The sequence below is a fragment of the Tannerella sp. genome (assembly GCF_052170195.1).
Classification (GTDB): domain Bacteria; phylum Bacteroidota; class Bacteroidia; order Bacteroidales; family Tannerellaceae; genus Tannerella.
Genome location: NZ_JBQNAZ010000011.1, coordinates 1 through 23,665 on the forward strand (window position 1 = coordinate 1; position 23,665 = coordinate 23,665).

The 23,665-nt window shown below is 50.7% G+C and carries 19 protein-coding genes; 13 read left to right on the plus strand and 6 right to left on the minus strand.

The genetic code is table 11. The features are described from left to right. Positions 1 to 460 precede the first annotated feature (460 nt). The 13 genes from ACTTKA_RS04655 to ACTTKA_RS04715 all read left to right on the plus strand — a co-directional run bounded on the left by ACTTKA_RS04655 (position 461) and on the right by ACTTKA_RS04715 (position 16,268). Positions 461 to 2,743 carry a BACON domain-containing protein gene (locus tag ACTTKA_RS04655; RefSeq protein WP_442724157.1) on the plus strand — a complete coding sequence of 761 codons (2,283 nt, stop codon included), beginning with the start codon at positions 461 to 463 and terminating at the stop codon, positions 2,741 to 2,743. A gap of 914 nt (positions 2,744 to 3,657) precedes the next feature. After that, complete coding sequence (locus ACTTKA_RS04660; protein ID WP_442724158.1) at positions 3,658 to 4,794, plus strand: TMEM43 family protein; 1,137 nt, start codon at positions 3,658 to 3,660, stop codon at positions 4,792 to 4,794. A 22-nt stretch (positions 4,795 to 4,816) separates the two neighbouring features. Continuing rightward, the gene (locus ACTTKA_RS04665; RefSeq protein WP_442724159.1) at positions 4,817 to 6,256 is read left to right on the plus strand and encodes a bifunctional metallophosphatase/5'-nucleotidase; all 1,440 of its coding nucleotides are present in this window, start codon (positions 4,817 to 4,819) and stop codon (positions 6,254 to 6,256) included. A gap of 53 nt (positions 6,257 to 6,309) precedes the next feature. After that, positions 6,310 to 7,392: a nucleoside hydrolase gene (locus tag ACTTKA_RS04670; protein WP_442714989.1), complete on the plus strand. Its 1,083-nt coding sequence runs from the start codon at positions 6,310 to 6,312 to the stop codon at positions 7,390 to 7,392. A 23-nt stretch (positions 7,393 to 7,415) separates the two neighbouring features. After that, positions 7,416 to 7,637, plus strand: a complete 222-nt coding sequence (locus tag ACTTKA_RS04675) for a hypothetical protein (protein ID WP_442724160.1) — start codon at positions 7,416 to 7,418, stop codon at positions 7,635 to 7,637. Further along, the gene (locus tag ACTTKA_RS04680) at positions 7,637 to 8,392 is read left to right on the plus strand and encodes a LemA family protein (protein ID WP_442724161.1); all 756 of its coding nucleotides are present in this window, start codon (positions 7,637 to 7,639) and stop codon (positions 8,390 to 8,392) included. Before ACTTKA_RS04675 ends, ACTTKA_RS04680 begins: the two co-directional genes overlap by 1 nt. 58 nt (positions 8,393 to 8,450) lie before the next feature. Then, positions 8,451 to 9,518 carry an Ig-like domain-containing protein gene (locus ACTTKA_RS04685; protein WP_442714986.1) on the plus strand — a complete coding sequence of 356 codons (1,068 nt, stop codon included), beginning with the start codon at positions 8,451 to 8,453 and terminating at the stop codon, positions 9,516 to 9,518. A 727-nt stretch (positions 9,519 to 10,245) separates the two neighbouring features. Further along, complete coding sequence (locus ACTTKA_RS04690; protein ID WP_442714151.1) at positions 10,246 to 10,782, plus strand: hypothetical protein; 537 nt, start codon at positions 10,246 to 10,248, stop codon at positions 10,780 to 10,782. Positions 10,783 to 10,822: 40 nt separating this feature from the next. After that, on the plus strand, positions 10,823 to 11,719 hold the full coding sequence (locus tag ACTTKA_RS04695; RefSeq protein WP_442714152.1) for a hypothetical protein: 897 nt from the start codon (positions 10,823 to 10,825) through the stop codon (positions 11,717 to 11,719). 158 nt (positions 11,720 to 11,877) lie between these two features. Further along, positions 11,878 to 13,008 (plus strand): YARHG domain-containing protein, encoded by a 1,131-nt coding sequence (locus tag ACTTKA_RS04700; protein WP_442724162.1) that lies wholly within the window; start codon positions 11,878 to 11,880, stop codon positions 13,006 to 13,008. Further along, positions 12,995 to 14,491 carry a hypothetical protein gene (locus tag ACTTKA_RS04705; RefSeq protein ID WP_442724163.1) on the plus strand — a complete coding sequence of 499 codons (1,497 nt, stop codon included), beginning with the start codon at positions 12,995 to 12,997 and terminating at the stop codon, positions 14,489 to 14,491. The genes ACTTKA_RS04700 and ACTTKA_RS04705 overlap by 14 nt, the downstream gene beginning before the upstream one ends. Positions 14,492 to 14,517: 26 nt before the next feature. Further along, positions 14,518 to 15,135, plus strand: coding sequence for a LemA family protein (locus tag ACTTKA_RS04710; protein ID WP_442714155.1), 618 nt, complete (start codon positions 14,518 to 14,520; stop codon positions 15,133 to 15,135). A gap of 62 nt (positions 15,136 to 15,197) precedes the next feature. Continuing rightward, a complete protein-coding gene (locus tag ACTTKA_RS04715) occupies positions 15,198 to 16,268 on the plus strand; it encodes a TPM domain-containing protein (protein ID WP_442724164.1) in 1,071 nt (356 codons plus the stop codon). Here ACTTKA_RS04715 and hflX read toward each other — a convergent pair. The 6 genes from hflX to ACTTKA_RS04745 all read right to left on the minus strand — a co-directional run bounded on the left by hflX (position 16,257) and on the right by ACTTKA_RS04745 (position 23,555). After that, a complete protein-coding gene (gene hflX, locus ACTTKA_RS04720; protein WP_442724165.1) occupies positions 16,257 to 17,492 on the minus strand; it encodes a GTPase HflX in 1,236 nt (411 codons plus the stop codon). The two genes, ACTTKA_RS04715 and hflX, sit on opposite strands and share 12 nt — an antisense overlap. Positions 17,493 to 17,534: 42 nt before the next feature. Then, entirely contained in the window at positions 17,535 to 18,416 is an 882-nt protein-coding gene (locus ACTTKA_RS04725) for a helix-turn-helix domain-containing protein (protein WP_442724166.1), read from the minus strand. 111 nt (positions 18,417 to 18,527) lie between these two features. Continuing rightward, positions 18,528 to 19,271, minus strand: a complete 744-nt coding sequence (locus ACTTKA_RS04730) for a CDP-alcohol phosphatidyltransferase family protein (protein ID WP_442724167.1) — start codon at positions 19,269 to 19,271, stop codon at positions 18,528 to 18,530. 4 nt (positions 19,272 to 19,275) lie between these two features. Then, entirely contained in the window at positions 19,276 to 19,950 is a 675-nt protein-coding gene (locus tag ACTTKA_RS04735; RefSeq protein WP_442714161.1) for a phosphatidylserine decarboxylase family protein, read from the minus strand. A gap of 54 nt (positions 19,951 to 20,004) precedes the next feature. Then, positions 20,005 to 23,226, minus strand: coding sequence for a UvrD-helicase domain-containing protein (locus tag ACTTKA_RS04740; protein ID WP_442724168.1), 3,222 nt, complete (start codon positions 23,224 to 23,226; stop codon positions 20,005 to 20,007). Beyond that, a complete protein-coding gene (locus ACTTKA_RS04745) occupies positions 23,220 to 23,555 on the minus strand; it encodes a translation initiation factor (RefSeq protein WP_442724169.1) in 336 nt (111 codons plus the stop codon). Before ACTTKA_RS04745 ends, ACTTKA_RS04740 begins: the two co-directional genes overlap by 7 nt. Between the last annotated feature and the right edge of the window lie 110 nt (positions 23,556 to 23,665).

Consider the following 23,665-nt stretch of genomic DNA (forward strand, 5'->3'; position numbering starts at 1 on the left):
TTAATTGTTATGCGTGGTACACGCCGAATCATGTATTTAGAAAATAACCATTGACAATTAACCATTGACAATTAATTTCGTCCTTGGGCCTCGGGCGGTGAGCCGACGGAGCAGCGAGCGGGGCGAAAGAAAATCAGGCTGTCCGAGCGAAGCGAGTTACCTGATTTTCCGACCTGCGAGCGTCGCGAAGGCGTGTGAAGCGCACGAAGCCTTGACCTTTTGGTTACTTTTGGGTCAAGCCAAAAGTAACGGAAAGAGCGCTCTGAATGACAAATGTCCCGAACGCCGAGGGACATCCCCCCTCCCCCCCTTCAAAGGGGGGAATGCGGAAGCGAAGCGTTGGGAAAACAGGGCGCCCCCCTCGGCGGAGGGCTGAAAGCCTGAATGAATATGGATTTGGATATTGAACAATAATTATACGAATAAAACATTTACTAGCTAATTTAAAACATTAATAATCATGAAACAAGTAAAACATTTTTCAATTTGGATCATCACCCTATTCCTTGGGCTGATGGGAAGCACTGTCAGCGCATGGGCGCAACAGTATGATTTTACACAGGGAGGCCTGTATTACAAGATTCATGGATCAGATGTCCACATCGTATCCGAGAATGCCACTTCCCCCTATAACACCCAGGGAGGGAGCAATTTCACTATCGAGAAGACGATAACTCACGGCGGAAACACGTACAACGTGACCCAAATCGGAGCGCATGCTTTTGAAGGTCGAAACATAATGTCTGTCATGATACTTGCGGACATCACCGAAATCGGTGAAGGAGCTTTTGCCGGCAATTACCTTTTATGGTCATGCTACTTTAGAGGAAACGGGCTGACAAGCATCGGAAAAAAGGCTTTCTACAGTTGCCAATCTCTGAGGAGCCTCGACATCCCTGAGAGTGTAACGAGCATTGGAGAGAAAGCATTCGGGAAGTGCTTTGCTTTAGAGCCGCGGGTGCATTGGATGAATTCCGGTTCCATCCCGCCGATCCAAGAAAACGTATTTGAAGATATAAGCATCAGCCCTGAATACAGTGTTTTATATGTTCCGGAAGGTACGATGTTAGAGTATCTCAATAGAAATGTATGGAATAAATTTTTTATTGTGGAAGACGTACTGTTATCGTTCAGGCCCAACGTAGTGGTCGTAGAAGCTGCCGGCGGAACAATACAGAGCGGCATCTCCTCTTACTCTCACTATACATTATCCACTACAGATTCATGGATAACAAACCCTTATTTTGGATCTTCGGATAATGGCAGCCAGGTTTTCTCCGCCAAAGTGGCTCCCAATACAGGCCCCTTACGCACCGGAAAGGTGACGGCTACAATGCTCTCCGGAGAGGTCTACACCCTGACTATTGTACAGAAGGGCACCGGCGGCGGCGCCGCCTCACTCTCGGCCACGCCGCTGATCACCGCCACCCACGCCGCCGAGACGGGTAAGACGGTCACTGTCACAGCCTCGGGCTCTTGGACAACGGCCACCACAGCGGCATGGATCACCGGCCTGCCCACGAGTCCGACCACGGGCAACGGCACGTTCACCTTCAACGTGGCCGCCAATCCGGGTAGCGCTCACCGCATCGGAGAGATCACTGTCACCGACGGTACGCTGACACAAAAAGTCATCGTTGTGCAGGACGGCACCGGCGGCAGCGCCACCTCACTCTCGGCCACGCCGCTGATCACCGCCACCCACGCCGCCGAGACGGGCAAGACGGTCACTGTCACAGCCACGGGCTCTTGGACACCCACCACCACTGACACATGGATCACCGGCCTGCCCACCTCCCCGGCCATGGGCAACGGTACGTTCACCTTCGACGTGGCTGCCAATCCGGGTAGCACTCACCGCATCGGAGAGATCACCCTCACCGACGGCACGCTGACGCAAAAGGTCATCGTCGTGCAGGACGGCGCAGGAGGCCCTTCGCTCTCCGCCACGCCGCCGCTGATTCATGTCAGCAACGCAGCCCATACGGGCAAGACCGTTACCGTCACGGCCACAAGCTCATGGACAACTGCCACCACCGAGTCATGGATCACCGGCCTGCCTACCTCCGCGACCACAGGCAACGGTACGTTCACCTTCAACGTGAAAGCCAATCCGGGCGACTACCGTATCGGGGAGATCACCCTCACCGACGGCACGCTGACGCAAAAGGTCTTCGTCGTGCAGGACGGCACGGTCAGCACACCACCGCCCACGGTGATCGAAAAAATCGTGGAGAAGATTGTGGAGAAGGAAGTGCCCGCCAAGAAAGTGCCGGTGAGCGGTGTGACGTTAGACAAACCTTCGCTCATGCTGGAGAATGTCAAAACGGCTCAGCTGAAAGCCACGGTCACTCCCGCCAACGCCACGAATCCGTTCCTCTACTGGCAGTCGAGCGATCCGTTCATTGCCTCCGTCGACGGCAGCGGCTTAGTGACGATCCATAAGAAAGGCAAAGCGACGATCACGGTCAAGGCCACCGACGGCAGCGGCAAGTCAGCCTCGTGCGAGATAGAAGTCCTCTCGGCCGTAGCCAACGAAACGATCGACGGCCTGCGCGTCTACGCCGCCGGCGGCGCACTGCACCTCACCCTGCCCAAGGCCGAAACGACACATATATATAATGTAAACGGCGCGATGGTGAAAATGCTCGCCCTGCCCTCAGGCGATCATGTACAGCCGCTTCCGTCAGGCGTATATGTGGTACGTGTAGGAGAACGCGTAACCAAGGTGATGGTGAAGTGAAGAGTAAAAAGTAGTCAGCATTCAGCAGAATGACAAAAGACTGAACGCAGAGGCGTTCGGATGTGTCCATTCGCGAAATTCGCGTTCGGACAAACAGCAAAATTAAGTAAATTACTCATCAAAATTGAGTAATTTACTCATTGCGTAACTTGGAGAGGCTATTGTATCTTTGTACCGTTAAGAACAATAAACAAGAACGGTCATAAAACAAAGAGGCAGACAAACGCAGCCGATAACACCTCGAACAAGCGTGTTCGAGAAGACATTAACGGTTAAATAATCGGTCCGGTATATTAGGGCGTCTAATAAGCACGTATTAAGGTACCTAATAAGCACGTATTAGGATGCCTAATAAACACGTATTAGGGTGCCTAATAAGCACGTATTAGGGCGGCGCATACGTGGCTGTCATAATGATGTCAGGCTTTCAGCCCTTGTACCTCATGCGAGCGTTGATAATGGTTAATGGTCAATGGTTAATGGTTATGCGTGGTACACGCCGAATCATGTACCTGAAAAATAACCATTAACAACTAACAATTGGAAAACAGCCCTGAAAGGGCGCGTTAATTCAGCCCAATGTGCAGCGAAGCGAAGCGTTGGGAAACAGGGTGACCCCTCGGCGAAGGGCTGTAAGCCTGACGTAATTCAGTTGTTAATTGTCAATTGTCAATTGTTATGCCGGGTACACGGTATCCGAGCGCAGAGGTACATCCCCCCAGCCCCCCCCTTCAAAGGGAGAATGCAGGGGGCTGACGGCTGAATGCTGAATGACAAAAAAAGTGAAGAGTGAAAAACGAAAAATGACTTGAACAACAGAAAAGGAGCAATCAATATAAACAATCTAAATATGTAACATTATGGCCTACACGGAAACAACAAACACAAGTTACGGACAACGGTTGTCCGGTTCAATGAAAGGAATCGTAAGCGGTTTGCTGATGTTCATCATCGGTACATGCCTGCTTTGGTGGAATGAAGGTCGCGCCGTGAAAACCTCGAAAGCGATCAAGGAAGCGGAATCGGTGGCGGTACATGTCGACGACGTCTCGACAGTCGATGCGTCGCTTAATGGCAAGCTGATTCATGCCTCAGCCTTTGCCGATACGAAAGATACGCTTTCGGACGAGCTATTCGGCGTACGGGCACTGGCCATCAAGTTGAATCGCAAGGTCGAATACTATCAGTGGGTGGAAACTTCGAAGAGCGAAACGCGCGACAAAATCGGCGGCGGACAGGAAACGGTCACCACCTATACATACGAATCGAAATGGGTAGACAAGCCTGTTAAGTCGTCGGAATTTAAAGACCCTGAATATAAGAGTCTTAACTTTTCACTGACTACTATAGAAGAAAAAGATCAGTTGGCAGACAACGTGACCTTCGGAGCCTACACGCTGCCGGAGTTCATCAAACGATCGATCAGCGGAAACGTGCCGGCGGATGTACAGATGACCGACGAGCAGGTGCGCGAATGGAACAAGGCGTTGCACACGTCCGTATCGGTGAGAGACAGCGTGTCGCTCGTACATTCAGATAAAAATACGGTCTATTTCGGGCAATCGCCCAACAGTCCGCGCATTGGCGACGTCCGCATCACCTTCTACAAAGTAATGCCGGCTGATATTTCACTTATTGCCAAAGTAAACGGTGAGACGTTTGAAGACTATAAAACCCAAAACGGAGAATCATTCTCACGGGTCGAAATGGGTACGGTAAGCGCCGATAATATGTTTCAGAATGCACAAGACGAGAATAATATGCTGACGTGGATTCTGCGTATCGTAGGATTATTGCTTGTCGTTTTCGGAGTAAAATCGATGTTCAGCCTTTTGCCGACACTCTTTAAAGTGCTGCCCTTCCTCGGTAACATCGTCGATGCAGGCGTAGGACTTGTATGTTGGATTTTCGGCTTGGCATGGTCACTGATCGTCATCGCTATTGCATGGCTCGTTTATCGACCCGTCATCGGCATCCTGTTATTGGTGGTGGCCGTAGCGGGAATTATCTTCCTCAAGAGCAGAAGTAAAAAGACCGTACCTCAATCATAAGTTTAATTATAAAAATCAAATCATGATGAAACGTTTTTATTTATCCTTACTTGCTGCCGTTGCACTGACCGCGTCGGCACAGACAAAAGAAATAACCATTCTTTCCGTAAACGACATCCATGCGGCCATAGAACGGTTTCCTCAATTCGCGGCACTGGTAGACAGCGTGCGACAGGTACACCCCGATTTGCTGCTGCTCTCCGGAGGCGACAACCGTACCGGTAATCCGCTCAACGACATGTATCCCGTCACCAGCTATCCGATGGTTGCACTGATGAACAGCGTACGATTCGACCTCTCGGCCGTAGGTAACCACGAGTTCGATTCCAAGCCCGCCGGACTGCGCGAAGTTATCAACTTGGCGAACTTCCGTCACGTGTGCGCCAACATGTATCCGGCAGATACGCTACGGATGCATGTCGAACCGTATAAAATGTTTGAACGCAACGGCGTACGCATCGGCATACTCGGGTTGATACAAGTCAATTCGCAAGGGATTCCCGACGCTCATCCCCTTGCCGTGAAAGGCATTGCGTTCCGTCCGCCGGAAGAAGTAGCCCGCGAGTATGCATGGCTGCGCGAACGGTGTGACGTACTGATTCTGCTGACCCACAACGGCTACGAAGCGGATATACAATTGGCGAAAGCCTTTCCCGAAGCCGATGTCATCATCGGCGGACATTCGCATACGGCCGTCCACGGTTCCAAGATTCACAGCGGCGTGCTCATCACACAAGCCGAACGCTGGCTTAAATACGTGACGGAGGTAACCCTCAAGCTGGAGAACGGCAAAGTGGTCGACAAGCAAGCTCACCTGATAAAAGTAACCGATTTTCCGCGTAAAGACGAAAAAGTGCAGGCGCTGGTCGATGAGTTCAGCCGGAACGAAACACTCACCCGTGTTGTGACACGGGCCGACGACGACTTCACGTGCAAGCAGGAGCTGGGCTGTATGATGGCCGATGCGCAACGCGCTGCAGCCGAAGCCGACATCGCCGTGCAAAACAACGGAGGGGTACGATTTGAATCCCTGCCCAAAGGAAACATCACGGTGAACGACATCTACCGTCTCGATCCTTTCGGCAACGAACTGGTCGTATACAACCTCACCGGCGAAGAGGTTAAACGCCTGCTTGCCGCTATATGCCGCGCTGATGATTACGGACCGGCTTTCGTGTCAGGAATCCAGTATAAGATCGCACTCGGAAAGGACAACAAAGAAGTAAAAAAGGTAGAAGTAAAGATGCCCGACGGCTCGAAGTTCGACGAAAAACGAACGTATAAAGTCGTTGTGAACAGCTACGTTGCCTCTGTCAGCGACTACGAAAAAGCCGATGAAGGGCAAAACCTTTTTGTTACCAGTGCCGACGAGATGATCAAATATCTCGAGAAGCAACCGTCGGTCAATTACAGGAATGTTGTCCGTATGACCTACACCGGAGGCGAGAATATTGAAAAGTAACCGGGGCTCTATGAAATAAAAATAAAAACATGAACATATAAAAAAGTAATGATATGAAACAAAATCTATTCAAAGTATTAGTTCTTGCAGTGATGATCGGTTCCCTCTCTTTTCCGAATGCCGAAGCGCAGAAAAAAGAAAAAATAATTCTCGACACAGACATGGTCGAAGTCTTTGACGACGGCATAGCCATGATGATGCTTGCCAACACGCCAAGTATCGATTTGTTAGGGGTTACCATCGTCGTCGGTAACACATGGGTACCCGAAGGCACGGCTTATGCCATTCGTCAACTCGAAAGCATTGGAAAGGCCTCCATCCCCGTTATCCCGGGCATTCGCCAACCGATCTATCCCAATCGCTTCGAGACGATTAAAAACGAACGTATCTTGTTCGGCATCGGCGATGCCTATGTCGGGGCGGCAGGATATGAAGAGCCCAAATCGTGGCAAGCCGTCTATCTGCAGAAATACGGCAGCGAACCGACGGTACGGCCGCTCGATATAAAAGCGGTCAACTTCATCATCGACCAGGTGAAAGCCCATCCGGGCGAGATCACGGTCATCGCCATCGGTACATGTGTCAATCTGGCTACCGCCGTGCGTATTGCACCGGAAATCGTACCGTTGATTAAGCGAGTCATCTACATGGGTGGGTCGTTCTTCAGACCCGGAAACACTACGCCAACGGCTGAGTTCAACTGGTGGCTCGATCCTGAAGCTGCCAAAATCTGCGTCCGTACGCCATTCAAAGAACAAATCATTATCGGATTAGATGTTTGTGAAAAAATCTCATTCCGCAAAGATCGTTACAAAGAAATGACCGATATCATCAAAAATGAAAACATCAAGAGCATGATGAAGCGCAACTATCTAAATGTGAAATTTATAGAAAATCCGAATTACGTACACTACATCTGGGATGTGATTGCGGCAGCCATCATGATAGACCCGACGCTTATCAAAGAAGAGGTGACACGTTATGTCGATGTCAATTCACAATTCGGATTCTCGTACGGACAAGCCGTTGCGTTCGATGTCAATCAGCCCATAGGCTGTCGGCAAGCGCGTATCCTGCTGACGATAGACGAAGACCGGCTTTGGGCGATGATTCGGAAATACTGCTCGGAGTTTTAATCTTATCTTAATGGTAAGAGAATATGAAAGTTTTTGTAAACGACATCGAAGTAGACATCTTTCGAGGCGGACGGGCCAAAGATGCCATTCTGAAATATTACAGTCAATCAGGTAAACGTTTCAAAAAACGGAACCTTGATATTCGTGATGAATGGCAAAATACGATAGCCGAAGACAGTCCGATGAGCGAAAACAGGAAGATTTATCTCAAACAAGCAACGTCCGGAAATAAAAAAACGACCTGATGAAACGATGGGGTTTCATATCGACTCTGCTCCTGCTATCGGCTTCGCTGTCGGTAGCGCAAGAGACGCTTGTACACGATGTTGATATCACCGTGCGGCTCGACCGCTCCGGCACGGCTCATATCACCGAGATATGGGACGTGGACGTGCAGACGGGCACCGAATGGTATCTTGTGCAGGGCAACCTCGGCGCCATAGAGATACGAGACCTGGCCATCAGCGACGAGACCGGCAAGACTTATCTCCGCGAAGACGTCTGGGACACCCACCGCACGATCGAAGCAAAAGCCGGCCGCTGCGGACTGATCCGCATCTCCCAACGGCCGGACGAAAAGCGCCCCACCCTCTCGTTTGGCGACGAGAAGCCCTCCGAGATGGTCAAACAGTATTCCGAACATGAATATCAGACCTTGACCGACGTCATTTCCATGCGTCGGGATTTGGAACCCACCGCGTCGGCACAAGACGTCGAAGAGCAGGAAGGACTTATCGGCAAATTAGTCGGCCGCATCAACATGTTAAGCGAAACATACCCCAACCTTAAAGCCGACCGGATTTACCTCTCGACGATGAACGACATGAAACAGTATGAAGAAAACGTGCGCCACAGCCGAATGATTTACAATGACTCGGTGACGCGCTTCAACCGCGCCGTGCGTCAGATGCCCAACAATCTCGTAGCGGGAATGTTCGGGTTCCGCATCCGCGAATACTTGGAGGAAGACGCCAAGAAGCGGAACTTCCCGACAGTATAAACAAAGTAAAAAAACAATACCAATCAATATTATGTATAACAATTTAAATTAAAAAGACATGAAAAAGATTTTTTGGATGACAAGAATAGCGCTACTGGCTATTGTAGGTGTATTATGCTGCACAGCGTGCGACAAAGATGAACCAACCCCGACTCCCGGAGGTAGCGGTGGCTCAGGCGGAAGTGGTGGTACTGGCGGTAGCGGCGGTAGCGGCGGCGGTGGTGGAGTTGCCGTCACAGCCGTCAAACTTGACAAGACGACGCTCGAACTGCAAATCAACGGACGCGAAACGCTTACGGCCACGGTAGAGCCGGCCAACGCATCCGTTAAGATTGTCAGCTGGAGCAGCAGTAACGAAGGTGTAGCCAAAGTATCGACCGCGGGCGAAGTCACCGGTGTTGCTGCCGGTACAGCCACCATCACGGCCAAAGCCGGAGGCGCTTCGGCCACCTGTGCTGTCACAGTCAAGAAAGAGGAAAAACCGTTAGTCGCCCTCGATGTAAAGATTACCGGTAAAATCGACCATACCAACTACACCAAAGGGCAGAGCGGAACGGTCGAGTTCAACCGATTCCCTGCCACGGTCGATGAATTCAAGACCGTGCGTCAAAAGATCGGCGGCGAGCCGCACGGCGCGGTAGCTCTGCAAGTGATGGCTATGGAAATGTACCGCCGCGACCGAAGCATCGGCCTCGAATGTATCAAACTCAACAATACATCATCGAATGTGGGCGAGGTCGTCAGCCGACTCAAAGAACTCTTCGGGGGAGATATCAAGTACAATCGTCCATACCAGATGGCCGCATACCTCAAAGGCGCCGAGCCGGGCAACGGATACAATCCGACCAAACCCTATACGGTCGAAGTCATCGTGGATCCGGCAAAGCCATATCAGCATTCGGGTATATTCCAGAGCAAATATCTGTTCCTGAGAATAAAGACCAAGGGCCGGGATAACGGTTCCAGCGGCCAGAATGGCACTACCGACGGAGTGTGGGTACTCAAGACCAAAGATCCGGGAGAACCGGGAGAAAAAGGCAAATTCTTTCTCGTCAATAACAGCTCCAGTATGCATACGCAGGTGAAGCCTATTTCGTTCGATCACGAGTTCAAAGGACTCGATTAAACGGAATAACTCATATTGAAACAACATTGTCTCTTTTTCATTTTCCTCCTCTCCCGCACAGACTTCCCCGTAGCAGCGCGGAAACCAAGGGAGAGGGGGTTTTTAAAGAGCAAGTATATTTTGATTCGATTGGATCGGCGGAATTATCGCTGACACTCTGAATGACAAATTAATTGTTAATGGTCAATTGTTATGCCGAACGCCCCCCTTTGTCATTCCGAACACCGTGAGGAATCTCGCGGAGAAAAGGGAAGAGATTCTTCGCTTACGCTCTGAATGACAAATGTCCGAACGCAGAGGAACATCCCCCCTCCCCCCCTTCAAAGGGGGGAAGAGCGAAGCGAAGCGTTGGGAAAACAGGCGCCCCCCTCGGTGGAGGGCTGAAAGCCTGACGTAATTCAGTTGTTAATTGTCAATTGTTAATGGTTATGCGTGGTACACGCCGAATCATGTACCTGGAAAATAACCATTGACAATTAACCATTGACAATTAAAATCAGGCTGTCCGAAGCGAAGCGAGTTTCGTGATTTTCCGACCTGCAAGCGTCGCGAAGGCGTGCGAAGCGCACGAAGCCTTGACCTTTGGGTTACTTTTGGGTCAAGCCAAAAGTAACAGAAAAGAGCGCTCTGAATGATAGAGAATGCGAACGCCGCCTCTTCGGCACCGACTGAATCATATCATTCATATTTTATTCATATAAGTATTATATTAAAAACAAGTAACAAGATGAAAGTAAGCATTTTTATGATGACCGCGCTGGCACTGATCCTGACGATCGGTAGCGCAAGTTGCAACGAGAAAGAGGGCAAAGGCGAAACGCCTGCCGGAATGCACGAAGTGACCTATCAAGGCTTCGCTTTCCTCTGTCCCGATGTGCTGAAACCCGCCAAAAAACTTGACAGCGGTGAAACGGTACCCAATATCTTTATGCTCGAAAAGATGGACGTATCGAACACCCTCATGTGTGAAGTCTCGGACACAGACGCAGAGTTTACTCCTGAAACGGGCGAGCTATTTGCCAAAGAGATGCAATCCCAAAACCCGAACGTCAAGGTAGAATGTAAAGTGCTCAAAGACGGCCTTCTGGTAAAAACGGTATCGAACGACCCGAGCTTCAGCTCCGAAACGATCTATACCGCCATGCGCATGTTTTTCAAAGGGAAAAAGATGATTTCCGTCACTTTCATGTATTCCGAGAAGAACAAAGCTACGCTCGGCAAGTATGCCGACGCGGTGATGAACTCCGTCAGAGCCACGGAATAAACAGCCTAAACACATTTACAAACATTAAATTCAATCAATTATGAACAGAAAAATTTTAATAATGACCATCATGACCGGCGCCTTGATCATGAGCGCGGCATGCAGTGGGAAGAAAGGCGGCGAGACAGCCGATAAGACCGCAGAGGACAAGACCGAGATGGCGCAAGGCACGCCCAAAGCCTTCCCGTGGGACTTCCCCGAAGGCATTGCCCTCGAGAATCCCGAGGTGGGACAGTACGTGCTGTCGCCCTACACCTTCTATCCGAACGAAATCGTTGAATCGGACAATCCGGAAGATGAGAGCTACATCTTCTATTCAACCCGGCTCAACAAATACGAAGAGACACACTCGATAGTCGGAGAGGCAGAGATGCCCAACTCACTCATTATCCTGCTGCCCAAAGGGAAAAAGGCTAAAGTCGGCGATGTGCTGCTCACTTGGTGGCAGTCCGGATCGGGTATGAAGCGAGCCATCGTCACCGACGCCTCCGACCCCGAAGCGCCTAAAGTCGATTACTTAGACCTTGACTACAGCGATGATCCCGATAAGCCCTCGATGGCAAACAAATACAGTAACGAGCAGCTGAAAGTCTCCTCGTTCGATGTCATCGAAGACGGAAAATGGCAACCCGGAGCAACCATCGCCGCTTTCGACGAAAACAAGTGGAAAGAGTGTATCCTCATCCATGCCACCGACAACAAGGTACTGGCACTCGGATTCGCCAGCACAATATACGCCTTCGAGCGTTCCGCCTGCAAGCTGATCCCCCTTCATCAGGACATTAAAGTAGGCGACAACGTCATGGCTGTATGGGTAGGCAGCTTCAAGGAAGGCTACAAAGTGACCAAGATCGACCGCAAGATCGGACGCGTCTGGGTCGAAAGAGACGGCAAGAAAGAAATTGTAAACATCCTGCAAGTAGTCAAGTCGCTCTAAACCGTGCGACTTGCAACGTGTAACAAGTGAAGCGCGAACCGAGGCGGGGTCGAACCCGCGCGTTTGCCCCGCCCCGGCTTCTTGTCATTCCGTACATAGTGAGGAATCTCAAAAACAAAGAAGAAGAAACTATTTAACAACAACTTTAATAAAGAACAATGATGAAACGAAGTATTATCACACCGATCCTGTTGATGATCGCCGGTCTGCGAGCCGACGCTGCCTTGCCGCCGATATCGCCCGACTTTACCCAAACCTGCCTGTCGGCGGAAGAGATCGTCGTTTCCTCCTTCAAAGAAGTGCCTTCGGATAGAGCCAGGGCTTATCGAACATCCCCCCAATACCCGGCCGTGAAAGAACGACTCCGCGAGTTTGAAGGCAAACAGTGGACCAACGGATTCGACTTCTTCATCGCAACACCTACAGACGGTTACATCAACTTCAGCGGCGGATCGCTGCACGAAGGAGGCTCGAGCTTCGGCTTGACGCCTGAAGACGATCATTACCGTCTGCGCGGAGGCTTTTTCGTAATCGACGAAGATACACCTGAAGGCGATGGCTACATTGCCATTAACGGTTCCGTAGGCGACAGGGTCGAAGTCCGGCAACTCGGAGAGGCCGGAGTATTCATGGTGGTTTACAATGCAAAAGACATACCGACCGAGGTGCTTCATCCGACAAACGACCTGCGCGAAACGATCGAAACAGACATCGTGACGTATTGTCTCGCCGGCGAATACCGGACAGAAGACGGCCGCACCTTTACTTTCTTCCCCGACCGGAAAGAAGTAAAAGGCTTTGCCGAAGACGGAAAATCCCAGTCTTATACGTTTGGAAACGAATACGAAACACCCGTAAATATCATCATCCTCGACGATGGTCGCTCGTTCCGCGTCGAAAAGTCCGACAATGGTCTCCTGATCCGGAAATGCACCTATTACAGCAGTGAAGATCTCTGGACAGACGGCAACACCTATGCCACCCCTCAGCGAATCCGCTACCTGTTCGAGGCCGGAAACATTTCAGGCGATTTCCCCTTCACAGCCCTGCAGCCGATGACATGCGGACAGATCGAGCACTTCACCCGTAAGGAACTGCGCCTGATGCGTAACGAAATCTATGCCCGACACGGTATGCGCTTCCGATCGGCCGATCTGCAAAAACATTTCGAAGCCAAAGCGTGGTATACCCCCACGACCGACGACGTCAGCGAGCAGCTGAGCGAAATCGAACGTATCAACATCGAAATGATTCGACAAATAGAAAAAAGACACGATGAAAACAGATAAATTTAAAAAGAATACAATGCAACAGCCTATCATTATCTTTCTGATTACCGCACTGCTCGCAGGTTGTGGCAGCAGAACCAACCCAACGTCGTCCGACACGAATATCCGATGGAACGAACAAGATGTGGCAGCAGTAGCCTTCGTCGGCTACTTCACCTATGCCTCCGACTTCCTCGCCTCGTCGACTTACAAAATGTATACGGAACAGTACGGGCTGCAAGACGTACAGCTCGTTGAGAACAAGGGCGATGAAATATACCTCGTCATCCCGCGCGACCCGAAAGCTTCCGTAGCGGTGAACGACCATCCGGAAGCATTGCTGACCGACCCCGATAGCGACGACTACGGCCAAATCCTTTACAAAAGCGAAGACGGCAAACCCTTCTTCATCAAATGCAGCAGTGCGGAAGGAAGGGTCAACACCGAACTCCTTCTTATCGACAGCGAAGGGAAAGGCTTGACCTATCATCCGCAGATCAGTACAACGGACGGGACGCTGGCCTGTCCTTCCGCCATGCCCGAAGGTGAAGGAACGGTTATCGACATTACGCTGCCCGTACCCGCCTCCCAATTGCCACAGGAGACGAACCGGCCGGACGACAACCTCTCGGCCTTCATCCGAAACGGACGCGTCATGGTCTCTGTGAAGCAGGCCGCAGGATCACGCAACAACGGCACCTATGCCGTAGAAGGCATCAACGGTAAGTGCATCGGACTCTTTACGGGCGACATCGGACAGGAGACCAATCCCTTCCTCTGCATGCTCATGGACGACGGCGGTGTGGAACTGCTCAACTACCACAGTGTCATGGGATGGAGCGACATCGAACCCGGACACCTGCTCAGCAGCGGACGACTGCCGGAGATGACCGATATCGTGTCGTTCGTTCAGAAACCTGTCTTCGATGTATTTGAAGGCGACACCATTGGCGGATACATCACCATCTTCGCTGTCGATAAAGATGGTAAAGAGCACGAAATACAAGAATGTGCCCGCTCCTTCCCCTCCCTCTATCATTTCAATCCGTCCGGCGACGGCAGCACCGAAGAGCATGTGCTGACGATCTGGCCGGACTGGAAAATCGAATATCATAACGGCTGGCACGAAAGCGAACGCAACGAAGATTACTTCGGACGTATCCGGCCGCTGAAGATGAACTACGAAAACGAAACATACGAATACCAATACGAAATGCTGACACATACCCAATACCTCTCCGTCGAAGAAGATCCGGTGACGAAAAACGTATCCATCACCGGCTCGTTCCGCCTCAAAGAACGCCCCGGCGAATCCGGCTATGAGCTGACGGTACTGTCCGGCCCTCTCACCTTCGGCGCACCTGAAGATGGCAGCGTTTACTACGGACGAAATCCCGAACCGGACGAAACGTGCTGCCTCATATCTCCCGTCCGACAAGCATGGTTTTTTAGAATAAAAAACCTATCTTTGTGGCATGAATTTGATTTATTAAACAGAGGCTAAATAACACAAAACAAAAAAAATTACACATGGAAACAGAGCTGCTCAAAAGCGGACGCAAGCCGCTTATCCGGATCGCCGTCGTCATCATCCTCGTACTCCTTGGAGTATACTCCTACTTCGCGGGAACCTACAACAAAATGGTCCGGCTCGACGAAAACGTGCAAAGCGCATGGGGACAGGTCGAGAATCAATACCAACGGCGTGCCGACCTGATCCCGAACCTCGTGAACACCGTCAAGGGCTACGCCGCGCACGAGCAGGCGACGTTTACCGCCGTCCTCGAGGCGCGTGCCAAAGCCACGCAAGTCGTCATTGACGCTGATCATCTCGACGCGGCATCGCTCAAGCGCTTTTCAGCGGCGCAAAGCGAACTCTCCTCCGCCCTGTCGCGCCTGATGGCCGTGTCGGAAAGCTATCCCGACCTGAAATCCAGCGAAAATTTCGTCATGCTGCAATCTCAGCTCGAAGGGACGGAAAACCGCATCGCCGTTGAGCGCAAGCGTTTCAACGAAGAGATCAACACCTACAACAGTTACATCCGCGGCTTCCCCAAGAATATCATCGCACAGTACCACGGCTTTGAACGCCGCAACTATTTCGAGGCGGAGAAAGAGGCGGAAAAAGCACCGAACGTCAGCTTCTAACAACAATGCTTCCCCTGCGTTACCTACTCATTGCCTGCATGATCGGCCTGATATCCACAGACATGTCGGCACAGATTACTTACCGTGTAGAAGATGTTCCGAACGTACAGTTGATCGACAGCACACGCTTCGTCACCGATCCGGGCGATATTATCAACGAAGCCGACGAGGCGGCATTGAATCACCGTCTGGCAGTCTTTCGTGATTCGCTACAGGTGGAGATAGCCGTCGTGGTGCTGCCCGCTTACGACGATGACGCATACGGATCGGCACGCGAGTTTGCCCACGAGCTCTTCAACACCTGGGGCATCGGCGACAGGGAGACCAACCGCGGCCTGCTGATCCAACTCATCACCTGCGATGAGCAGCGCGAGATCACCTTCGAGACAGGCTACGGCCTCGAGGGCGAATTGACCGACGGGCTGTGCAAACTGATTCAGACGCGCCGCATGATCCCCCTTATGAAAAACGGCGGCTATGGCCCGGGCCTCCTCTCTGGCCTCGAAGAGGTACGCAAGGTACTGACTAAGGAATCGACCCTCGAAGCCGAAGAGGCCGATGAGAAAGCCCAGAAGATTGCGGAGAACGATCGCCTTATCAAAACGATCGCCTTCATCTGGTGGGCGCTCGGTTTGGCCGTGGCCGTTTTCCTGCTCTTTATGGAGTGTAGTGAAGCCAGGCATGCCAGGTCGTTCTCCGAAGTGAAGCAAACCGGTCAGGATCTCAACTTCGCCGTGATCGGCGCCGGGCTGCTCTTCTGCCAGCTCCCGGTGGCGCTGCTCTACTTCCTCCTAAAGCTCATCTTCTGGCGGCAACTCAGACCTCGGGTCAAGTGCGATAAGTGCGGCGCCGTAGGGCATTTCAAGCAGGAAAAGGGCTACCCGATCAAGCGGCAGGAGAACTATGGCACACTCAAGATCTACCACTACGTCTGTCGCGACTGCGGCCGGATAAAGGCGGAGAAGGTCTTCAAGCAGAAAGAGAACTGGGGGAGCGGAGGAGGAGGTGGCAGCTCGCATGGCAGAGACAGCAGCAGCCGTTCCTCTTGGAGCAGCGGCAGCAGCAGTAGCAGTCGCGGTGGTTCGTGGGGTGGCGGAAGCAGTGGAGGTGGCGGTGCCAGCTCACGCTTCTGAATGCATCTCTTCCTCGTCCGTCTCGTAATGCTGGAAAAGAAAATCGTTATAGGGGAAACGCGTGATATGAATGGCCTTGACACGCTCGTAAAGGATTGCCTTCAGGGCATCGATATTTGTACGGCCTTTGGCTGAGATAAAAATGGCATTGCCCGACAGTTTATTCATCCATGTCTCTTTCAGTTCGCTGAGGGAGATGTTCTCGCGTTGGCGCGGCGTCAGGTCATCCTCGTCTTTCGGAACGAACGAAAACGCATCGACCTTATTGAAAATCATGATCACCGGTTTCGATTCGCAGCCGATTTCAGCCAGTGTTCTGTCGACGACTTCGATCTGCTCTTCGAACGTAGGATGCGAAACATCGACCATGTGCAGCAGCAGGTCGGCTTCGCGCACTTCATCAAGCGTCGATTTGAACGACTCGACGAGTTCGACCGGCAACTTGCGAATAAAGCCGACCGTGTCGGACAGCAGAAACGGAAGGTTCTCAATGATCACCTTGCGTACCGTCGTGTCGAGTGTGGCAAAGAGCTTATTCTCGGCAAACACCTCGCTTTTGCTCAACAGATTCATCAAGGTCGATTTACCCACATTCGTATAGCCAACGAGCGCCACTCTCACCATCTTACCACGGTTCTTGCGTTGCGATGATTTCTGTTTATCGATCTCCGTCAATTCACGTTTGAGCTTCGATATTTTATCCAAAATGATTCGCTTGTCCGTCTCTAACTGCGTTTCTCCCGGTCCACGCATGCCGACGCCTCCGCGCTGCCGTTCGAGGTGTGTCCAGAGCCGTGTCAGACGGGGCAACATGTACCGGTATTGCGCCAGTTCGACTTGAGTCTTGGCATGTGCCGTCTGCGCCCGTTTGGCAAAGATATCGAGGATCAGATTTGTACGGTCGAGAATACGCACTTGCAATGCTTTTTCGATGTTTCGAAGTTGCTTGGCCGACAGTTCATCGTCAAAAACAACGATACCGATCTCGTGCTCAACGACGTACTCTTTGATCTGTTGCAGCTTACCCGCACCGACGAACGTCACGGAATGGGGCATGTCCAGCTTCTGCGTAAACCGTTTGACGGGACGGATACCGGCCGTATCGGCCAAAAAATCGAGTTCGTCGAGATATTCCTTTACCTGACGTTCGTTCTGATCGGGAGTAACGAGCCCTACCAGCACCGCTTTTTCCGTTTGTTCCTGCGTAATGATAAATTCTTTCATACGTATGCAAAGATAGTTAATTTCCGCTACCTGCACATGGCCTTATTGTACGGTCGAGCGAAATTCCTTCGGCGTCTTGCCAGTCTTCCGCCTGAAATATTGCGTAAAGAACGAGGGGTTCGGAAAGTTCAGCCGGTCGGAAACCTGCTGAACGGTTAATGGTGAAGACAACAGCATCAGCTTGGCCTGTCGAACGACAAAATCATCAATCCACTGTGCCGCCGTTTTCTGCGAGAGTTTCTTGGTGACTTGAGACAGGTATTTGGATGTAATACAAAGTTTTTCCGCATAGAAATCAACACGCCTCTCCTGCTCGTAATGTTCAGTGACCAGACGAATAAACCTTCGGAACAGCTTTTCCTGATAGGTATCCGAAGGAATCGCAACTTGCTCTCCGTTTTGATAGATCGCTGCAATCTCATGACACAGCACAAGCAACAACTGCTGCGTAACATCAATCCGGTAAGGGAAGTCTTTGCGTTCGTAGTTCATACGGATATAATCAAAATGCGCGAGCATCATCTCCTTTTCCCGACCCGAAAGAGAGATACACGGCATTTTAGAAATCATCAGGTAGAGCATAGAGGCGTGAGTCGCCGGAAAATTGCGGATAAATTCAAGATCGCTGGCCAGCACGATACAGTCCATGTCTTCACTTCGTTTAAGAGTCTGTACCATCGTATTGGGAAAAATAACACACATATCATCAGACTGAATGGAATATACCTGTTCGTTCAGTTTCAGACTCAGTTTACCTTTAAGACAAAGAACCACACAGCCAGCCGTTAAGATGGCAGGGATATGTTCAAGCTGTAATACATTCGCCCGATTCCCCTCAAACCGGAAGAACTTCAGCAACAACTCCCGTTCCATCGCTTCGGGATCATTGACAAAGTGACGTATATTCAGATTATTTGCTTTCATCGTTAGAAAAGAATCCGGATACAAAAATAACGATTAACAGATAAAACGGTTGGAAAGAAGTAAAAAAAGCATCCTTTCCGGATAGGTATCTTACGACTATATCCACCGTCCTTACTTCGAACGAAGCCCTAAAAAGGACAACAAGATATAAAGCAGAATCGTCATGGCTATACCGACGATACCGAGCCATATCGTAAGAACGATCGCGGCAAGAATCAGCAGATAGCGCTGTTCGTTCCCTTTCCATGCCAGCGATTTGACCTTCAGCGAAAACATCGGAATCTCAGACACGAGCAGCAAAGAGGTAGCAATAGCCATGACAGCCATGACCGTCAGGAGAATCGTCGGTGACAGATCGGTAGTAAGAACAGACAATACAGAATCGCAATCAGGCGTGAGCGTGCAGATCAACGATGACCAGAAGATGGCATGCGCCGGTACGGGCAAACCGATGAAGCTCGTCGTTTGCCGGGTATCGTTGTTGAACTTGGCAAGGCGCAAGGCAGAGCAGACTGGAATGGCCAGCGCCGCGATGTAAAACAGGTAGAGAAGACAGGGATAGACGGTGATCGACGGGTCGGTAATCCGTTCATGAATAAACCGAAAAAGCATCAACCCCGGAGCTACTCCAAAACTGACCATATCGGCCAACGAATCCAGATCTTTTCCGATTGGAGAATAAGCCTTTAACAGACGAGCAGCCAGTCCATCGGTAAAATCGAACACGACAGCGACAAAGATATACGTCATCGCATGAAGACTGTATCCTTCGAGCGCCGCGGTACATGCCATACATCCGAATATCAGATTGCAGCATGTCAATGTATTGGGAATATACCGACCGATACGATTCATAAACCTATGGATAGATGATTTTACCTAACCGGGCAACAGGCGTCTGATTAGCGGTTACTTTTTGTCCGAGTCGAACGAGCACATCCGCATTCAGCGGAAGATACGTATCGACACGCGACCCAAACTTGATGAATCCCATCTGATCATCGACACCGCATGACTCGCCTTCCTGTGCATACGTCACAATGCGACGAGCCAATGCTCCCGCCACTTGTCGTGTCAGGATATCTACTCCGTAACCCGTCGTAATCACGATGGTCGATCGTTCATTGTCTGTGCTGCTCTTCGGCAAATAAGCCGCCTGAAAACGCCCGGGCTGATGAGAAACATGTTTTACGGTTCCATTCACCGGAAACCAGTTGGCATGCACATTGAACACAGACATAAAAATAGAAACCTGCAATCGCTTTTCGTGAAAATATTCGTTTTCCATCACCTCTTCGATCGCAACGACCGTACCGTCGGCCGGTGCAATTACGAGTCCCTCGGAGTCATATGGGAAATGGCGGTTTGGACTGCGAAAAAAATTCAGTACCAACAGGAAAAGAACGGTAGAAAGGGATAATACAGCATAAAAGACAACATCCTTGTTTATCGCGTAATATATTCCTACATTGACGATAAATAAAAAAGTAAATAGTGACAACAACAGTCCTGTTCCTTCTCTGTGAACTTTCATTCTTTCTTCAATAAACGTGGCAAAAGTAGTTTTTTTTATTGAATATTAAAAACGTCAATCGGAAACGGCCTCCATTTCTCCGAGTTCGACATACCAGAGATAACCTTCGACAGGAGCGAATCCCATCTGACGGAGTAATTTGATATACCTACTCATCTGACGGATATAACGCCTGTCTTTTCGGGTTCCGAACTTATAATCGACACCTATTGCCCGTTTCCCGTCGAGCATGATACGGTCGGGACGACTTGAATGTCCGTTACCGACAAGGATATCCGTCTCATTCAAGATTTGCATCGTGCCGTCAAACCAGTGCCGTACGGACGGTTCGTTTAACAGGATTTGCAATTTTTCGATCAGGCCGGATGCCTCCTCCCGACTGATTTCACCGGCCGCTTCTTTGGCAGCAACGGCTGCGGAAATATCGGCCGTTGTGCGGATACGGCTCAGCAAGTCGTGCATCAAGATACCGTAGCGTCGCGCCGTGTCATCGAAAAAGTCACCTTGGCGATGTAAATGAAGGAACATTCGTTCGTCGGGCCTAACGGACGGGATACGTTTCATCGGAAGCTCTTCCGTGCCGGATGCCGAGGTACTGTCCGGTTGCCACGCGTCCCCCCATTCGAAGAGGTTTTCATCCGGCCGGAAGCCTTCGGCAAGCGAACGCAATGGGTTACCTTCCGCCGTCAAGCAGTCGGAAGTCAAGGCCGCACGAAGCAAATGCGAGATCACCTGCGTTCTGGGCGCTTTATCGTCTGGAGTAAAGATAATCAGTTCTTCTTTTGCCCGGGTCAAAGCGACGTAGAGAGTATTCAGTCCATCGATATAAGCATGCAGCTTTTCATGATAATACGCCTCGGCAAATAACGTACAACAGAGGTCTTTCGTATAGTTCACCGGCACGACCTGTAAACGGTTGAACGGTGGAGATGAAGGATGACACCACAGCATTGTACTGCTTTTCGAATCTATTTCCCAGTCGCCGAAAGGGAGAATGACCGCCTTGAATCCAAGGCCTTTCGACTTGTGTATAGTCAGAATCCGGATCGCATTCTGTGTGTCCGGTGTAGCAATTTTCGACTGACATCCGGTTTCTTTCCACCATTTCAGAAAACGGTCGATATCGGCTGTTTCACGCTCCCCGTACTCGGCCGTCAAATCAAGAAAAGCCTGTACAAAGACTTGTTCGTTCTCAGGAAAATCGGCTTTGAAAAGACGGTAAAGTCCCTCGACTGTTTCATAAAACGAGTGGTGCGAAAGTCGTTGCAGCTCGGCAAGTATTTCCGGTGCAAACGCCGTTTCCGGCTCCTTCCGGATTGTTTGTACGGATGCTTCGGCCGACGTTTTCATTTGCATCACGGCGTGTACAGCCTCGACCGTACGAGCGGCTGTCCCATCGTCCGGCCGGTTCAGATATTGAAGCATGCCGATCATAAAGCGGACGGACGACGCTTGCCCGATCAGCAAAGCATCTTCGGAGATGATATCATACCGAAACGGCGTATCGGCATGCGTTTCCTTATAATTAAGCAATGTGTCGGCTACCCGGATGCCTTCGCTACGGGTACGGACGAGCACGGCAATATCTCTCAATTGATATCCGTTCTTCTGCAAGCGCTCAATAACCATCGGCAGCCGTTGCATGGCTTCGTCTTTCCACGAATGTTCGTCCTCATCGGGTAACAGCTCGATGCGGACATGTCCCTCCTTTGCTCGAAACGGTGGCGCGACGTTCTGATAGCTCCGACTGTAAGCCGATACGATCTTGCCGGCATACTGTTCGCGGCTCTCCTGCGAGAGCGCGGCCTGATCGATCCCATCATTATATAATACTTGAAGCAGCTGAGGTACAACGGTAAACAGAGCATTGTTAAATTCAACAATATTCCGACAGCTTCGCCAGTTTTCGGCCAATGTTTTCTCCGTGAGCTGAGACGCGGGAAAATCACGCCCAATCTGCTCGTCGAGCAGTGTCCAGTCCGAATTGCGAAAACGGTAGATACTTTGCTTAATGTCTCCCACTATCAGGTTGGCGCGTCGATAAGCGAGGCTTTCTTTGAGCAACGGCCGGAAGTTACGCCATTGCATGGCACTTGTGTCTTGAAATTCATCAATCATGTAATGTTCGATACGTGTTCCTGTCTTTTCGTAAACAAACGGAATATCACTACCGTCGATAATTTTGCTCAGCAACTCGGTCGTATCGGCAATCAGCATGCGATTTTTTTCTTCGCGCCACTGCCGGATCTGTTGTTCGATATCGTTTAATATCCCCAACGTATAAAGATTACGACTGATGGCCAACGCAGTATAGTAATTCGTCAGTCCTTCGAAGAAACGGCAGACGTCATGCACACATTCGTTCAGTCCGCCGCCATAAGCCTGTTCAATGGCCTGTCGGCGTTCGGGCGACGTAGTTTTGGTGTACCAGCTCTCCACATGGTCAGGCAATGCTTTGAACGTGGCGGACGGCTCTTTCATGCTCCCCTTCGCCAGACGATCGAACAGGAAAAAAGCGGAACGCGCCCCACCTTTAAAGTCCGACGGCTGTAAACCATGCTGTTCCATGACGCGCTGTCCCTTCTCCCCTATTTGCACAGCTTGACTTTCGGTAGTGCGTATGATGGCATAAAGCATATTTTTGTACTCCGCCAGCACTGTCCGGTCTGCAATATCGCGGTTTACTTCGGAGCGAAAAGCCTTGTAACTCTCTTTGAACAATTCGTTGCTGAGCTTACGGATTTCGGTACGCAAGTCCCAAGTCTCACCTTTCTCCACTTTTTCTTCACTGAAACGAAGCAGCCATTCGAGCAGGTCTTTGTGTTCGTCTTTATCGAGGTCGGAGAGCAGACTATCAATCGCTTCGGAGAGCACGAGGTCTCTATCCATCTCGATGCGGTAATTCCCCTGCAACCCGATCTCGCGGACGAATGCACGCATCGTCTGCTGAAAAAAATGGTCAATGGTGCTGATGTTAAATGCCGAGTAGTCGTGGAGGATGCGGATCAGAGCCGCACGTGCACGGCTTCGCAATTGTTCTTCCGTCAGACGATGAGCCTCAGTGAGCATGCCGGTATAGTCGGACGATTGTCCCGAAGCCAACAGATACAACTCGCTTAATATACGGTTTTTCATTTCCTCCGTGGCTTTGTTGGTGAATGTCACCGCAAGGATATGACGATATGCGTCAGGGGCGGAAAAGAGCATGTGCAGGTAATCGCCCGTAAGCGTATGTGTCTTACCTGTTCCGGCCGAAGCACGGTAAATAGTCAGCATACCCTGTATCCCTCTTTCGTAAGAATATCGGCTACCTTCTGTCGCCAATCACCCTGTATGATGATTTCGCCGTCTTTGGTCGAGCCGCCCACGCCACAACGCGTCTTGAGCAGCTTACCGAGCGCGGCCAGATCATTGCCCGTACCGCGAAAACCGCTGACCAGTGTCACCACCTTGCCTCCACGATTCCGCTTGTCGAGCGTGATACGCAGCCGTTGTTTATCCTTCGGCAGTGTCTCTTCTTCCGCTTCCTTGTCAGTCTGATACTCATAATCGGGATTAGTCGAATACATCACCCCGAGACGGCTCTTCCAATCGTTCTGTTTCATCTTATTCTGCTTTTCTCCGGGGCAAAGGTAGGAGTTTTCGAGCAGGATATTTCTCTCTGCATGAAAAAAGCGTTGCTCCATATATGACCGATACGCATTCAGAAAAAAAT